The organism is Microbacterium binotii (assembly GCF_021398715.1).
Taxonomy (GTDB): domain Bacteria; phylum Actinomycetota; class Actinomycetes; order Actinomycetales; family Microbacteriaceae; genus Microbacterium; species Microbacterium binotii_A.
The window spans coordinates 1661976-1676311 of sequence record NZ_CP090347.1; the positions used below are offsets into that span (position 1 = coordinate 1661976).

The window sequence follows — 14336 nt, forward strand, 5'->3', positions numbered from 1 at the left end:
GCGTGGCGCGGGGCCGGTCGGGGCGCCTCGTAGCATGGGACGGTGAACCCCCAGCTTCCCGACGCCGTCCTGTGGGACATGGACGGCACACTCGTCGACACCGAGCCCTACTGGATGGCGGCCGAGGGCCCCCTCGTCGCTGCGTACGGCGGTGTCTGGACCCATGAACAGGCGCTGGGGATGGTCGGGCTCGGGCTCGACGACGCGGCACGTCTCCTTCAGGACGCGGGCGTGCGTCTTCCCGAGCATCAGATCATCGATACCCTGACCGGTCGTGTCATGCAGTCGCTGCGGGAGGACGGCGTGCCCTTCCGGCCCGGGGCCCGGGAGCTGTTGGCCAGTCTCCGTGCGGCGGGCGTACGCACGGCTCTGGTGACCATGTCCCTGCGTCGGATGGCGGATGCGGTGGTCGAGCTCATCGACTTCGACGCCTTCGATCTCGTGATCGCCGGAGACGAGACCACCCGTCCGAAGCCGTTCCCGGACCCGTACCTCCAGGCCTGTGCGTCGCTCGGCGTGGATCCGGCTCGCACCGTGGCGATCGAGGACTCGCCCAACGGACTGCGCTCCGCGATCGCGGCCGGAACCGTCGCCCTCGGCGTTCCCCATATGGTCTCGCTCGAGGGCGTCGGTGCTGCCGCGCTGTGGCCGACACTCGCCGACACCGGCGCCGACGACATCGCACGTCTGTTCACCGCACATCACGAATTCGAGGACGTCGCACGATGACCATTCCCGCCTCCGCACCCCGCGGCCCTTTCCGTTTCGGCGACCGCATCCAGTTGACCGGACCCAAGGGCCGGCTGCACACGATCACGCTGAAGGACGGCGGCGAGCTGCACACGCATCACGGCGTGCTGCGTCATCGCGATCTCGAAGGGCTGCCGGACGGCTCCGTCGTCGCCAACAGCGGCGGTCACGAGTATCTCGCCCTGCGCCCGCTGCTGCGCGACTTCGTCATGTCCATGCCGCGCGGCGCGGCGATCGTGTACCCGAAGGATGCGGCGCAGATCGTCGCGCAGGCCGACATCTTCCCCGGCGCGGTCGTCGTCGAAGCGGGTGTCGGATCGGGTGCGCTCGCGCTCTGGCTCCTGCGCGGAGTCGGAGCGACGGGGCGGCTCACGTCGTTCGAGCGGCGGGAGGACTTCGCCGAGGTGGCGCGCGCGAATGTCGAGACCTTCCTCGGGTCCGTGCCCGAGAACTGGACTCTCGAGGTGGGGGATCTCGTCGAGCGCCTGCCCGACGCGGTCGAACCGGCATCCGTCGACCGCGTCGTTCTCGACATGCTGGCGCCGTGGGAATGCATCGATGTGGTCGCCGACGCCCTCGCGCCCGGCGGTGTGGTGATCTGCTACGTCGCCACCGCCACGCAGCTCAGCCGGGTCGCGGAGTACATCCGTCACACCGAGCTCTTCACGGACCCGGAGGCGAGCGAGACGCTCGTGCGCGGTTGGCATGTCGAGGGACTCGCGGTGCGCCCGGATCACCGCATGGTCGCGCACACCGGGTTCCTGCTGACGGCGCGCCGTCTCGCTCCCGGCGCTGTGCTTCCCGAGCAGAAGCGGCGCGCCTCCAAGTCGAGCTACAGCGACGAGGATGTGGAGCTGTGGACGCCGGGCGCTGTGGGGGAGCGGCAGATCACCGACAAGAACCTCCGCAAGCGGGTGCGTGAGGCTCAGCGCGCGGCCGCAGGCGCCCGCCAGGCGGCGGCGGAGGACGACACCGACGAGCACGTAGACTGATCCGGTGCGCAGACTTCCCGCCGCGGCCGCCGCAGTCGGCCTGATGACCCTGGCCCTCGTCGGATGCTCGTCATCGACGGCCTCGGGCTGTGATCGCCCCGGCTCTCTCGGCGCGATCGGCTCGCTCGTCACCGTGTCCGGTGACGACAGCAGCGTCGCACCCACCGTGCAGGTGTCCTCGCCGATCAAGATCGACGGCGTGCAGTACGACGATCTCGTCACCGGCGATGGCAGCGCCATCGTCTCCGACAATCAGGTCGTGGACGTGGGCTTCACCCTCGCCGATGCGACGAGCGGCGAGGTCCTCGCCGCGGAGGGATACGACCAGCCGCTGTATCTGCCGCTGACAGGTCTCACGCAGGCCATGCCGGGCATCAAGAGCGCGCTGGAGTGCGCGACCGGCGGTTCGCGGATCGTCGTGGGTCTCGCCGGCGATCAGGTCGATGCCGGCTTCCTCGAGCAGCTGCGGCTCGCCGAGGGCACCCCTCTCGTCGCGGTCCTGGACCTCCGGTCCGTCATGCTCTCGGCAGCCGACGGTGCTCCGCAGTACAACGACGCACACGGCATGCCCTCCGTCGTGCTCACCGACGACGGCCACCCCGGACTCGTGGTCCCCGACGGTTCCGCTCCGACCGAGCGGACGGTGGAGGTTCTGAAGAAGGGCGATCACGACGTGCCCGCCGACGGGTCCACCGTCGTCGTCAACGTGCTGCAGGTCGACTGGAAGAGCAAGCGCGTCACGAAGACCACCTGGGACGACAAGCCCGACGCCGTCGCCCTCGGCGGCGACTCCGTCGTCTCGCAGACGATCGCGGGACTCCCGGTCGGTTCGCAGGTGCTGGTCGTCGAGCCGCCCGCGGACGCCTCCGGCAGCGCGTCGATCTACGTGATCGACATCCTCGGCACGCTGGGCTGAGCCCCGTCCGCACCGCGCCGGCGGGCAGTGGCGCGCCTAGGATATGGGAGTGCCCATGAACGAAACGAGCTCCGTGGCGCCCGAGGAGCGCCTGGTGAACCTCGCCGTCGCTCTCATGGCCACGGAGCAGGGGCTCACCAAGGACACCATCCTCCGCTCGGTGTCGGGCTACCGGGAACAGGCGGAGTCGGGAGCATCGAAGACCGCTCTCGAGAAGATGTTCGAGCGCGACAAGGAGAACCTGCGCGCGCTCGGCGTTCCCATCGAGACGATCGGCGACCACGCCGACCCCGACGACCTTCGTGAGGCCCGCTATCGAGTGCCGACGGCGGAGTACGCGCTGCCCGAGGACATCACGTTCACGCCGGCGGAGATCGCCCTGCTGAATCTCGCGGGCTCGGTCTGGAGCGAGAACAGCATGTCGCTGCCGGCGCGGAGCGGGCTGCGCAAGATCCGTGCGCTGGGCAACGAGGTCGACGCGGAGATCGTCGGCTATGCGCCGCGCATCAGCGTGCGCGACACGGCGTTCGCCCCGCTGCAGCGCGCCATCGAGCAGGCGCGCGTCGTCTCGTTCACCTATGTGCGCCCGGGGGAGTCGACGGCTCGGCGTCGCCGGGTGCGACCGCTCGCCCTCGTCGAGTACGAAGCCCGTTGGCATGTCTACGGCACGGACGTCACGCTCGGTGCGGAGCGCACGTTCCTCCTCTCCCGCATCACCGACGCGGTGCAGGTTACGAAGGAGGGCTTCGATCCCTCCCTGCGCGCGGGTGCGGGCGAGCGTGCCGTGCGCGAACTCCAGGAGCTGGCGGCACGACAGGAGGCCCTGATCGAAGTGCACCCCGGGACCGAGGCCGCGCTCCGGCTCTCGCGCCGGGGGCGCTCCGCCGCTCAAGGTATCCTGGTGCCCTACGTCGACGCGCACATCCTCGCCGACGAGCTCGCCTCTTACGGCCCGGAAGCGCGCGTGGTGCACCCGCCGCAGCTTCGCGAGCTCGTGATCGAGCGACTGCGCGCCGTGATCGCGCTGCATGGAGAACGCTCATGAGCGCCTCGCGTCCGCTGGTCGCCACCGAGCGCGCCGCGTTGATCATGCAGCTCGTGCCCTACCTCCTCGAGCGCGGCGATGTGTCGCTGGACGAGGCGGCGCGGGACTTCGAGGTGAGTCCCGCCCAGATGCGGGGGATGGTCGAGAAGCTGACGGTCATCGGCCGTCCCGGGGAGGGCGGCTTCTGGTCGCTGCCGGGTGACCTGTTCGACATCGACTGGGATCTGCTCGACACGCAGGACCGGATCGCCCTCACCCACACGGTCGGCCTCGAGCGCACGCCTCGTCTGACGGCCCGTGAGGCCGCGGCGCTGCTCGCCGGACTCCAGCTCACCGGCTCGCTGCCCGGGGTGAGCGAGTCCGCCCTTCTCGAAGGCCTTCTCGCGAAGCTCGCGCGCGGGTCGGCGACGGCTCCGGCCGATGTCATCGTCGCCCCCGCCCCCGTCGACCAGGTGCGTGAGCGCGTCGACGAGGCACTCCGTCGAGGGCGTGCCGTCTCTTTCTCCTACAAGACCCCGGATGCGGCCGCGACGACCCGCACGGTCGACCCGGTGAAGGTCCACATCGCCGACGGGCAGTGGTATCTGCAGGGCTGGTGCCATCTGCGGCAGGCGACGCGCACGTTCCACCTCGACCGCGTCGCCGACGTCGAGGTGACGGACATCCCGGTGACCCACGGCGCCGATCCGTTGCCCGCGCTGTTCGACACGCTGCAGGGAGAGATCGTTGCGCGTCTGCGTTTTCCCGAAGCCGTCGCACCGCTGCTGGGGGAGTTCCTGACGCACGCCGAGATCGAGATCTCGGGCGGTATGGCGACCGCCACCGTGCGATTGGCGGATGAGGGCGTGCTGCGGCGGCTCGCCGCCCGTCGCGCCGGCGATGTCGAGATCCTGGCGCCGGAGGCGGCCCGCCGCGCCGCCGCATCCTGGGCGCACGCGGGCCTGGCCCAGTACGAACACTCCGACTGAGCCCCGCCCCGGTCGCAGATGCGCGGGTTACACTGGGGAGACCTCGAACTTTTGGAGATCTCCATGGGCGCTTTCGGTTGGCCGCACCTGCTGGTCATCCTCGCGGTGATTCTGCTCCTCTTCGGCGCTGCCAAGCTGCCGGCTCTGGCGAAGAGCGTGGGACAGTCCGCCCGGGTGTTCCGCGGCGAGATGAAGGCCATGAAGGAAGACGACGCCGCGGCGCCGTCCACCGCGACGACCGTGGCACCGGCTCCGACGCCGGCGGAGTCCGCGCCGAAGGCCCCCGACACGGGGACTTCGCCCGATACTCGCGCCTGACCCGTCGTGACGGCCCCGGCCTCGCCCATCACGGGAGCTGAAGAACCGCGCCGCGAGAAGCGCATGTCCTTGGGACAGCACCTCATCGAGTTGCGGCGCCGACTGATGATCGCGGCCATCGCGCTCGTCGCGGCGATGATCGTGGCCTTCTTCGTGACGGACCCGATCCTCGATTGGCTGACGGGACCGATTCGCATCGTCGCGGAGCAGCGCGGTGACAACTTCGCGGCTTTGAACTTTCCCACGGTGACCTCGGCTTTCGAGATGCGGATGCGGATCGCGGTGACGATCGGCATCTTCCTGTCCGCACCCGTCTGGCTGTGGCAGATCTGGGCGTTCGTCATGCCCGGGCTCACCCGCAAGGAGATCCGGTACACGATCGGTTTCGTCGCTGCGGCGATTCCACTTTTCTTCGCCGGCTGCTATGTCGCGGTGCTCGTCATGCCGCACGTCATCGAGGTCATGTGGAGCTTCACGCCGGAGGGCGCCGTGAACTTCTACTCCGCGTCCGAGTACTACGACTTCATCTTCAAGCTGATGATCGTCATCGGAATCTCCTTCGTCCTGCCGGTCTTCCTCGTCGCGCTGAATCTCGCCGGCATCATGTCGGGCATGGCGATTCTGAAGGGCTGGCGCGTCGCGGTGCTTCTGGCGACGGTCTTCGCCGCGATCGCCACGCCCGCGGCGGATGTGGTCAGCATGTTGCTGCTCGGCGCCATCCTGATCGTGTTGTTCTTCGCGGCCGCCGGCCTATCCATGATCTTCGACCGCCGGCGCAGGAAGCGTGAGGCGGCGTTGCTGGATACGACGCTGTGACGGAGCTCTCCGCCGCCGAGAGGTTCGCCGCGGCCCAGTCGCGTGCGTCGCACCCTCTCACCGCAGCGTTCGCTGCGTCGCAGCGCTTCGAACTGGACCCCTTCCAGATCGAGGGGTGCGCGTCCCTAGAGGAAGGTCGAAGCGTCCTGGTGGCCGCGCCCACGGGTGCCGGGAAGACGATCGTCGGCGAGTTCGCGATTCATCTCGCCATGCTCACTTCGCGCGACAAGGCGTTCTACACGACGCCGATGAAGGCGCTGTCGAACCAGAAGTTCCGCGAACTGACCGAGGTCTACGGGCCGGAGAACGTCGGGCTCCTGACGGGCGATACCAACATCAACGGCAACGCGCGCATCGTCGTGATGACGACCGAGGTGCTGCGCAACATGCTCTACGCGGGCTCGTCCGCCCTACGCGATCTCCGCTTCGTCGTGATGGACGAGGTCCACTACCTGGCCGATCGATTCCGCGGCGCCGTCTGGGAAGAGGTCATCATCCACCTCCCGGAGAGCGTGCGGCTGGTCTCCCTCTCGGCGACCGTGTCGAACGCCGAAGAGTTCGGCGACTGGCTGGACACGGTGCGCGGCGAGACGGACATCATCGTCTCCGAGACCCGTCCGGTGCCTCTCGAACAGCATGTGCTCGTGCGGGGCGACCTGCTTCCGCTGTTCGACGATCGCGCCGGGGTCGCCGCGGCACAGGTGAATCAGGAGCTGCTCCGCATCCGCTCGGGCGGGGGACCGGGGCACGACCGCAAGCGCTACGGTCAGCAGGCACGACGGGATGCGGACGCGCACCGCCGTCCGCATCGGCACGGGACCAAGCAGCTGCGCTCCGGCAACACCCGGCGACTCGAGCGCATCGACCGGCCCGAGGTCGTCGATCTGCTGGGGCGTGCGAACCTCCTCCCCGCGATCTTCTTCATCTTCTCGCGCGCGGGTTGCGATGGGGCCGTTCAGCAGGTGCGACGTTCGGGACTTCGTCTCACGGACGCCGACGAACGGCGTGCGATCAGAGAGATCGTCGAGGAGCGCACGCGCAATCTGCCGGATGAGGATCTCGCCGTTCTCGGCTTCTGGGAGTGGCGCGAGAATCTCGAACGGGGCGTCGCAGCCCACCACGCCGGGCTTCTGCCCGCGTTCAAGGAGATCGTCGAGGAGCTCTTTCGCCGCAAGCTCGTGAAGGTCGTCTTCGCCACGGAGACGTTGGCACTGGGCATCAACATGCCCGCCCGCACGGTCGTGCTCGAGAAGCTCGAGAAGTTCAACGGCGAGGCGCGCGTCGCCATCACCTCGGGGGAGTACACCCAGCTGACCGGCCGGGCCGGGCGTCGTGGCATCGACGTCGAGGGGCACGCGGTGGTGCAGTGGAGCGAGTCGATGGACCCCCAGGCGGTCGCGGCGCTCGCGTCGCGACGCACCTACCCGCTGAACTCGAGCTTCCGGCCCACATACAACATGGCGGTCAACCTCATCGACCAGTTCGGCCGCGCCAGGGCCCGGGAGATCCTCGAATCCTCGTTCGCGCAGTTCCAGGCCGACCGCTCCGTCGTGGGGCTTGCCCGGGAGGTGCGGGCGGCAGAGGAGTCCCTCGCGGGCTACCGCGAAGCGATGACCTGCGATCGTGGCGACTACGCGGAGTACGCGCAGTTGCGCGAGGAGGTCTCAGAGCTGGAGAAGCTCGGGCGCAAGGACGCCAACGCCTCGCGCGCGACCCGTGACGAGCGCACGCGCCGCATCCAATCGCTTCGCCGCCGGCTCCAGCATCACCCGTGTCACTCCTGTCCGGAGCGCGAGTCCCACGCGCGGTGGGCGGAGCGGTACCTCAAGCTGAACAAGCGCGTCGAACGCATGCGCGGCCAGATCTCCTCACGCACCGGAACCGTCGCGCGCGTCTTCGACCGCGTCGTGGACGTCCTGAGCGAGCTCGACTATGTCGCTCGCGACGACGACGAGCGCACCATCCTCACCGCATCGGGTCGACGGATGCGGCGCATCTACGGAGAGCGCGACCTTCTGGTCGCGGAATCCCTGCGCACCGGCATCTGGGACCGACTGGACGCGCCGTCGCTGGCCGCGCTGGTGTGCGCTCTCGTCTACGAGCCCCGCCGGGACGAGGCGGGAGTGGGGGAGCGGGGCCTGCCCCGCGGCGCCTTCCGCACCGCCCTCACCGCCACGGAGGATCTGTGGCAGCGGCTCGACGACCTCGAGCGCGACCACCACCTTCCCGGATCCACACCGCCGGCGGCAGGGCTGTCGCAGGCCATGTACTCGTGGGCGCGAGGCTCGATCCTCGATCGCGTGCTCACGGAGGCCGATATGGCGGCCGGCGACTTCGTGCGGTGGTCGAAGCAGACGATCGACCTGCTCGATCAGCTGTCGCTCGTGGCCGATGCGCCACTGGCCACGACCGCGCGCACCGCGCTCGACGCGGTCCGGCGCGGTATCGTCGCGTACGCTGGCGTCTGACGGCAGACGCCCGTTCGACTCGGCTTAGGCTGGATCTCGTGCCGAGACCGCGTGCCCCCCTTCCCCTGTGGGCCGCCGTGCTCGCATCCGTCCTGGGCGGACTCGTCCTGACGACGGCGTTCCCGTCGCTGAGCTGGTGGCCGATGGTGTTCGTCGCGGTCCCGCTCGCACTCGTCTCGCTCATCGGCCGCAGCGCGGGCGGAGCGTTCCTCGCCGGAACGGCATACGGAGCGGCGTTCTTCCTCGTCAACGTCTCTTTCACCGCTCGCTATCTGGGACCGGTACCGTGGCTCGCGCTGTCGGTGCTCGAGGCGGTCCTGACCGGTGCTGCTGCCATCCTCATCACATGGGCGTATCGGTGGGTTCCGCGGGCGCTGCGGGGGGTCTGGCCTCGCCTCATCGTGCTCCCTCTCATCGTCGCGGGCCTGTGGGTACTGCGCGAACAATGGGTCGGCACATTCCCGTACGGCGGCTTCCCGTGGGGGAGGGTGGGGGTGACGCAGGTGAACGGCCCGTTCGCCCCACTCCTGTCGTGGATCGGGATGTCGGGTGTCGGCTTCGTCGTCGTCCTGCTGTGCGCCGCGGCGATCGAGTACGTGCGGGCACACAGCTTCAAGGATGTCCGCACGGCCCTTCCGATTGTGGTCGTCGCCGTGATCGCCTTCGCCCTGCCGGCGTACGGGACCGCCGCCGCCGGTACGCTGCGTATTGGGTCGGTGCAGGGTAACGGTCCGGCGGGTTACTTCGACCAGCGCTCGCGGGGCGCGCTCCTCGACGCCCAGCTGAAGGCCACCGAGGCGATCGCGGATGATCGTATGGACCTGCTCGTCTGGCCCGAAGGCGGCATCGATTCCGATCCGACGGCCAACCGCACCACGGCCGCCACGCTGGACACGCTGTCGAATCGCATCGGCGCGCCGCTCCTCGTGAACGCTGCCACGGCTCGCGGCGATCGGTACTTCAACACGTCGATGCTGTGGGAGTCGGGGAAGGGTGTGGTCGCGTCCTACGACAAGATCCATCCTGTGCCGTTCGGCGAGTACGTCCCGGACCGGCCCTTCTTCGCCGCGTTGGCGCCGGATCTCATCAACCTCATCCAGCGGGAGTACACCCCCGGCACGGCCGAGCCGGTCGTCGAGCTCGGAGACACCCCGATCGGCCTCGCCATCTGCTTCGACGTGATCTACGACGACGTCGTCTGGGCGGCCTCCGACGGCGGCGCCCAGGTGTACGTCTACCAGACGAACAATGCGGACTTCCGCGGGACCGATGAGAATCTTCAGCAGCTGGCGTTCGCGCGCGCTCGGGCGATCGAGACGGGACGGGCTGTCGTGAACATCTCCACCGTGGGGACGAGCCAGGTGATCGCGCCCTCCGGCGAAGTCATCGATGGGATCGCCGCCGACACCGCCGGCGCGATGGTGACCGAGGTTCCGCTGCGCACCGGCACGACCGCCGCGATGGTGCTCGGCCCGGCTCTGCACGCCGTGTTCGCGTGGGGCAGCCTGGTCGGGCTCTTCGGAGCGGGGCTCGCGGCGCGGCTGCGCGCACCACGCCGGAAGCGCGCATAACGAAGAAGGCGCCGCACCCCGAGGGTGCGGCGCCTTCCGAAAAGAATGCGGTCAGGCCGTCTTCTTGGTGACGTCGTCACCGGCGCCGCGGCGGGCACGCACGAAGGCGAGACGCTCTTCGAGCAGCTCCTCGAGTTCCGGGATCGTGCGGCGCTCGAGCAGCATGTCCCAGTGGGTGCGGGCGGCCTTGTCGTCGCTGTGGTCGACGGAGACGGTCTGCTCGCCCACGCGCAGCAGCGCTTCTCCGCCGCACGCGCGGCATTCCCAGGTCTGCGGCGGCTCAGCGTCTGCCGCGAAAGTCAGTGTGGTCTCTTTCGAACACACGCTGCAGATGTACGTCTGCTGTGCGCGCTCATGAAAAACGACGCCCTCTTCGCTCTGTAGGCTCTGGGCGCCGAGTCGGATGCCGCGAAGACTGCGGTCTGCCATTGTGTGGTCCTCTCGTCGCGTGGTGCTTACCCGGTATAACGCGTCGAGTTGGGAGGATCATCCGAGGCGGCTATGACGGAGCACAACTCACAGTCTATCTTCAGCGATCAGGGCCGAAAATCCGCAGCGCGAGATCGGCACGGTCGGTCACGATGCCGTCGACCCCCATCCCGATCAGCCGACGCATGTCCGCCTCGTCGTTGACGGTCCACACGTGGACTTCCACGCCCGCACGGTGTACCGCATCGAGGAAGCGCGGGGTCACGACACGGATGCGGTTCTGATACTCCGGAACCTGGAGGGCGTCGATACCCGCCAGCGTGCGGCGCACGAGCCGGTGGGAGCCGGTGACGGCTGCCGCGGCGACACGCGCAACCAAGGTCGCTCCGGCGGACGTGGCGGGCAGGAGGGTCGGCCGAGCGCGTGCCGCCGCCGCGAGGGCCGTTCGGCGGCGGCGCTCCGAGAAGCTCGTCAGCAGGACGCGCTCCGCCGCGCCCGCGGCGAGTCGCCCGGCGGGTTCGGCGGCCGCATCCGCCTTGACGTCGATATTGAAGCGCACGTCGGGAAAGCTCTGCAGGGCCTGTTCGAAGCTCGCGAGTCCGCCGCGATCGGCCATGAGATCTTCCAGCTCGCGCAGCGTCACATCGCGGACCAGGCGGGGATCGCCGGCTACCCTCGACAGGTCGTCGTCGTGGAAGAGGACGACCGCGCCGTCGCGTGTGAGATGACAGTCCGACTCCACGTAGGCAGCGCCGGCCGCATGAGCGGCGGCGATCGCTGCGAAGGAGTTCTCGACCATCTCAGGACTTCCCAGGGGCACGAGTCCTCGATGAGCGAGGACCCGGGGCAGAGGTGTGCCACTCAGGTACGGATGCGTCACGGCGCCCACGTTATCGCGCGCGACGCGGAGCGGGGATTGGTAGGGTCGGGTGTCGCCTCGATGCGCCGTTTCGGCGCACGGTGATGCCCCTTCGCGCAAGATTCAGGAGTGCCCGTGACCGATTCGCTCACCCCCCTCGCCGCCGGTTCCCTCGCCGGCAAGACCGCCCTTGTGACCGGATCGTCGCGCGGTATCGGAGCCGACACCGTGCGGTACTTCGCGCAGGCCGGCGCGAACGTGGTCATCAACTTCCGCAACAAGGCGCCACGTGCCGAGAAACTCGCCGCACAGCTGCGTGAGCTCGGCGTGCAGGTGCTCGTCGTCGGAGCCGATCTGACGGACGCGGAGTCCGTCCAGGCGATGTTCTCCGAGGTGGAGCGCACGTTCGGCTCGCTCGACATCCTCGTGCTCAACGCTTCGGGCGGCATGGAGGGCGGCATGGCCGCGGACTACGCCCTGCAGCTGAACCGGGACGCCCAGGTGCGCGTGCTCGAGACGGCACTGCCTCTGCTGGGTTCGGGTTCGCGCGTCGTCTTCGTCACGAGCCACCAGGCGCACTTCATCCACACGACGCCCACCATGCCCGAGTACGAGCCGGTCGCGCTCTCCAAGCGCGCCGGTGAGGATGCGCTCCGTGAGCGGATCCCGGCGCTCTCCGAGCGCGGCATCGAGTTCGTCGTCGTCTCGGGCGACATGATCGAGGGCACCATCACGGCGACGCTCCTGGAGCGCGCGAACCCCGGCGCCATCGCCTTGCGCCGAGAGGATGCCGGCAAACTCTACAACGTGTCCGAGTTCGCGGCAGAAGTCGCCCTCGCGGCGGTGGACCCGGTGCCCGCGGACAACACGCGCCTCGTGGGGGAGACCAGCTCCTTCGTCGCCGAGTGAGCATGCAGAACGCCCCCGGATCCTTCGATCCGGGGGCGTTCTCGCGTTGTCAGGCGCGGCCGAAGGAGAAGGCGCGCACGATCTGGATGATGCCCAGAATCACGAGCGAGGCGCCGACGAACAGCCACAGCAGCGCCACATAGAGCGGCGAGAACACGAGGATGACGCCCGCGATCAGGCTCATCACCGCGAAGAAGATGGTCCAGCCCCGCGACGCGCTGTTTCCCAGCGTCGTCAAGGCGACGATGCCCTCCACGATCCAGGTGATGCCGATGAACACCCCGACGAAGATCGCCAGGAACACCGTGGTGTCGCCGAGGTTCGCGAGCGCGATGATTCCCGCTGCGACGAACAGCAGACCGAGAACGATGTGACCCACGCGGGACCATCCGCCGAGGGTCTTCGAGAAGATGCCGAGACCGGCGTACACCAGGCCGGATGCGATGGCGTAGACGGCAATGATCGCGGTTCCCACCGCGGCCGTCTTCAGCGGCCACACGAGGATGAGGATGCCGACGATCAGGGCGATCGCGCCGCCGATGCCGAAGGCGGTGCGGATGCCGTTGACGAAGGTCTTGTCGGCGCTGGGAGTGACGGTCTCGGACATGTCCTACTCTTTCTGAGAAGAAGCTGAGTGTATGTGTCCACCGTAGCGCGGCGCGGCGGCGCAGGGGAGTGGTGTGCGACTCAGTCCGTCACAGCAGGAGCACGATCCCCAACAGGACGGGCACGCTGCCGACGGTCGTCAGGAAGATCGTGTCGCGCGCGACGGTCTCGCCCACGGCATAGCGCTGGGCGTAGTTGAACACGTTCTGCGCCGTCGGCAGAGCCGCGAGCACTGTGACGATGACGACCTCGTGCGCAGAGAGCCCGAAGAGCGTCGCCAGGGTCCACGCGGCCGCCGGCATCGCGAACAGTTTGAGCGCGCTCGCGATCAGCACCTCACCGCGGCGGCCGGCATCCGACAGGACGCGTTGACCGTGGAGCGAGATGCCGTAGCTGATCAGCAGAATGGGGACGCACGCGTTCGCAATCAGCAGTGCAGGCTCCAGCACGATGGGCGGAAGCGCGATGCCCGAGACCGACACGAGCGTACCGAGCGCCGAACCGATCACGATGGGATTGCGAGCCGTCCGGCGCAGCATGCGCCAGAAGGATCGCGTGCCGGTCGTGGCGGCATCCAGGATCGCGAGCGCGATGGGCGTCAACAGGAGCAGTTGCATCAGGATGACCGGCGCCGGATAGGCGGCACTGCCCAGCAGATACAACGACAGGGGTATCCCGATGTTGTTGGAATTGACCTGACCGGCTGACAGCGCTGAGATCGTCGCATCCGCGACGCTTCGTCGCCACACGAAGCGCGAGAGGAGCCATTGCAGCCCGATGATCACCACAGCGGCGATGGTCGACACCGGAAGCAGTGCGGAGAACAACGTCGTGATGTCCGCCTGGCTGAGCACGGTGAACAAGAGGAACGGTGAGAGCACGTAGAACGTGAGCCGACTCAGCACATGCCGTGCGTGCGGGCCAAGCAGATCGACGCGCCCGATGACGTAGCCGACGATGATGGCGGTGCCGACGACGGCGAATCCGGTCAACGTCTCCAGCACGCCTTCAGCCTATGGTGCGCCTGCACGCGATCCGGTGCGCTCCCGCGCGCCGACTGCGTTCCCGCGAACTCGGTGTACTTACCGATAATGCACATTATGTCATTACACGAATCGGATGCTCCCACGCGATCCGCTCTCCGAAAGCCCGGCTGCGTGAGCTGAGCCGCTGTTCAGTGGGATCCGCTGAGGTCCACGCCCATCTGCACGCGGGGCCCGAAGCGGTCGAGCCCGAGCCGTTCCTCCGTCTCGACGAGCATGCGGTGGAAGTCGTCGTCCGGCTCCTCGATCGCGAATCCCGCGGATGCGTAGAACGGCGCGTTCCATGGCACGTCGGCGAACGTCCGCAGCGTCAGCCTGTCGTATCCGGCGTCGCGCGCCGCGACCTTCGCCGCTTCGACGAGCGCGCGTCCGATGCCGCGACCGCCAAACGCCGGGAGAACGGACACCTGCTCCAGATGCGCGCCGCCGTCGAACTCGAGAACGTGCACGAAGCCGACGACAGAGCCGTCCTCCTCCACGGCCACCAGGATCATGCCTCCGTCGGCGAGCCGCTCGGCATCCGTCGGGGCCGGGTGCCACTGATCTGGTTCGAGAAGCTCCACGAGGAGCGCGTCGGCCTCGTTCTCGACCCGCTCGAGGTGCGGAAGGTCGGCCGCGACGGCGGGGCGGATCTGCACGGGCATCC

15 protein-coding genes are annotated in these 14336 nt (G+C 68.6%); 10 read left to right on the forward strand and 5 right to left on the reverse strand.

Annotated elements, in window-relative coordinates:
- Positions 1 to 42: 42 nt before the first annotated feature.
- The 9 genes from LXM64_RS08370 to lnt all read left to right on the forward strand — a co-directional run bounded on the left by LXM64_RS08370 (position 43) and on the right by lnt (position 9844).
- Complete coding sequence (locus LXM64_RS08370) at positions 43 to 729, forward strand: HAD family hydrolase (protein WP_267955094.1); 687 nt, start codon at positions 43 to 45, stop codon at positions 727 to 729.
- Positions 726 to 1742 (forward strand): tRNA (adenine-N1)-methyltransferase, encoded by a 1017-nt coding sequence (locus LXM64_RS08375; RefSeq protein ID WP_234072839.1) that lies wholly within the window; start codon positions 726 to 728, stop codon positions 1740 to 1742. Before LXM64_RS08370 ends, LXM64_RS08375 begins: the two co-directional genes overlap by 4 nt.
- Positions 1743 to 1746: 4 nt before the next feature.
- Positions 1747 to 2658, forward strand: a complete 912-nt coding sequence (locus tag LXM64_RS08380) for a hypothetical protein (protein WP_234072840.1) — start codon at positions 1747 to 1749, stop codon at positions 2656 to 2658.
- Between the two features lie 55 nt (positions 2659 to 2713).
- Entirely contained in the window at positions 2714 to 3703 is a 990-nt protein-coding gene (locus tag LXM64_RS08385; RefSeq protein ID WP_234075437.1) for a helix-turn-helix transcriptional regulator, read from the forward strand.
- Entirely contained in the window at positions 3700 to 4671 is a 972-nt protein-coding gene (locus LXM64_RS08390) for a helix-turn-helix transcriptional regulator (protein WP_234072841.1), read from the forward strand. The genes LXM64_RS08385 and LXM64_RS08390 overlap by 4 nt, the downstream gene beginning before the upstream one ends.
- Positions 4672 to 4734: 63 nt before the next feature.
- A complete protein-coding gene (tatA, locus tag LXM64_RS08395) occupies positions 4735 to 4989 on the forward strand; it encodes a twin-arginine translocase TatA/TatE family subunit (RefSeq protein WP_137417013.1) in 255 nt (84 codons plus the stop codon).
- A 63-nt stretch (positions 4990 to 5052) separates the two neighbouring features.
- The gene (gene tatC / locus LXM64_RS08400) at positions 5053 to 5805 is read left to right on the forward strand and encodes a twin-arginine translocase subunit TatC (protein WP_234072842.1); all 753 of its coding nucleotides are present in this window, start codon (positions 5053 to 5055) and stop codon (positions 5803 to 5805) included.
- A complete protein-coding gene (locus tag LXM64_RS08405; protein WP_234072843.1) occupies positions 5802 to 8273 on the forward strand; it encodes a DEAD/DEAH box helicase in 2472 nt (823 codons plus the stop codon). The genes tatC and LXM64_RS08405 overlap by 4 nt, the downstream gene beginning before the upstream one ends.
- A 38-nt stretch (positions 8274 to 8311) precedes the next feature.
- Positions 8312 to 9844: an apolipoprotein N-acyltransferase gene (lnt, locus tag LXM64_RS08410; protein WP_234072844.1), complete on the forward strand. Its 1533-nt coding sequence runs from the start codon at positions 8312 to 8314 to the stop codon at positions 9842 to 9844.
- A gap of 51 nt (positions 9845 to 9895) precedes the next feature.
- Here the strand turns inward: lnt and LXM64_RS08415 are convergent, their stop codons facing one another.
- Positions 9896 to 10273: an RNA polymerase-binding protein RbpA gene (locus LXM64_RS08415; protein WP_234072845.1), complete on the reverse strand. Its 378-nt coding sequence runs from the start codon at positions 10271 to 10273 to the stop codon at positions 9896 to 9898.
- A 100-nt stretch (positions 10274 to 10373) separates the two neighbouring features.
- Positions 10374 to 11153: a glycerophosphodiester phosphodiesterase family protein gene (locus tag LXM64_RS08420; RefSeq protein WP_234072846.1), complete on the reverse strand. Its 780-nt coding sequence runs from the start codon at positions 11151 to 11153 to the stop codon at positions 10374 to 10376.
- Between the two features lie 114 nt (positions 11154 to 11267).
- Here LXM64_RS08420 and LXM64_RS08425 point away from each other — a divergent pair, with 114 nt between their 5' ends.
- Positions 11268 to 12041: an SDR family oxidoreductase gene (locus LXM64_RS08425; protein ID WP_234072847.1), complete on the forward strand. Its 774-nt coding sequence runs from the start codon at positions 11268 to 11270 to the stop codon at positions 12039 to 12041.
- 49 nt (positions 12042 to 12090) lie between these two features.
- Here LXM64_RS08425 and LXM64_RS08430 read toward each other — a convergent pair whose 3' ends face one another.
- From LXM64_RS08430 to LXM64_RS08440, 3 genes are all read right to left on the reverse strand, one after another.
- The gene (locus LXM64_RS08430; protein ID WP_234072848.1) at positions 12091 to 12648 is read right to left on the reverse strand and encodes an HdeD family acid-resistance protein; all 558 of its coding nucleotides are present in this window, start codon (positions 12646 to 12648) and stop codon (positions 12091 to 12093) included.
- Positions 12649 to 12736: 88 nt separating this feature from the next.
- Positions 12737 to 13651: an AEC family transporter gene (locus tag LXM64_RS08435; RefSeq protein ID WP_234072849.1), complete on the reverse strand. Its 915-nt coding sequence runs from the start codon at positions 13649 to 13651 to the stop codon at positions 12737 to 12739.
- 170 nt (positions 13652 to 13821) lie between these two features.
- Positions 13822 to 14334 carry a GNAT family N-acetyltransferase gene (locus LXM64_RS08440; protein WP_234072850.1) on the reverse strand — a complete coding sequence of 171 codons (513 nt, stop codon included), beginning with the start codon at positions 14332 to 14334 and terminating at the stop codon, positions 13822 to 13824.
- Between the last annotated feature and the right edge of the window lie 2 nt (positions 14335 to 14336).

Bases quoted from the DNA above. Each gene is read 5' to 3' on its own strand.
- LXM64_RS08375 (WP_234072839.1), top strand. From the start codon at position 726: ATGACCATTCCCGCCTCCGCACCCCGCGGCCCTTTCCGTTTCGGCGAC.
- LXM64_RS08385 (WP_234075437.1), top strand. From the start codon at position 2,714: ATGAACGAAACGAGCTCCGTGGCGCCCGAGGAGCGCCTGGTGAACCTC.
- LXM64_RS08390 (WP_234072841.1), top strand. From the start codon at position 3,700: ATGAGCGCCTCGCGTCCGCTGGTCGCCACCGAGCGCGCCGCGTTGATC.
- tatA (WP_137417013.1), top strand. From the start codon at position 4,735: ATGGGCGCTTTCGGTTGGCCGCACCTGCTGGTCATCCTCGCGGTGATT.
- tatC (WP_234072842.1), top strand. From the start codon at position 5,053: ATGTCCTTGGGACAGCACCTCATCGAGTTGCGGCGCCGACTGATGATC.
- LXM64_RS08415 (WP_234072845.1), bottom strand. From the start codon at position 10,273: ATGGCAGACCGCAGTCTTCGCGGCATCCGACTCGGCGCCCAGAGCCTA.
- LXM64_RS08430 (WP_234072848.1), bottom strand. From the start codon at position 12,648: ATGTCCGAGACCGTCACTCCCAGCGCCGACAAGACCTTCGTCAACGGC.
- LXM64_RS08440 (WP_234072850.1), bottom strand. From the start codon at position 14,334: ATGCCCGTGCAGATCCGCCCCGCCGTCGCGGCCGACCTTCCGCACCTC.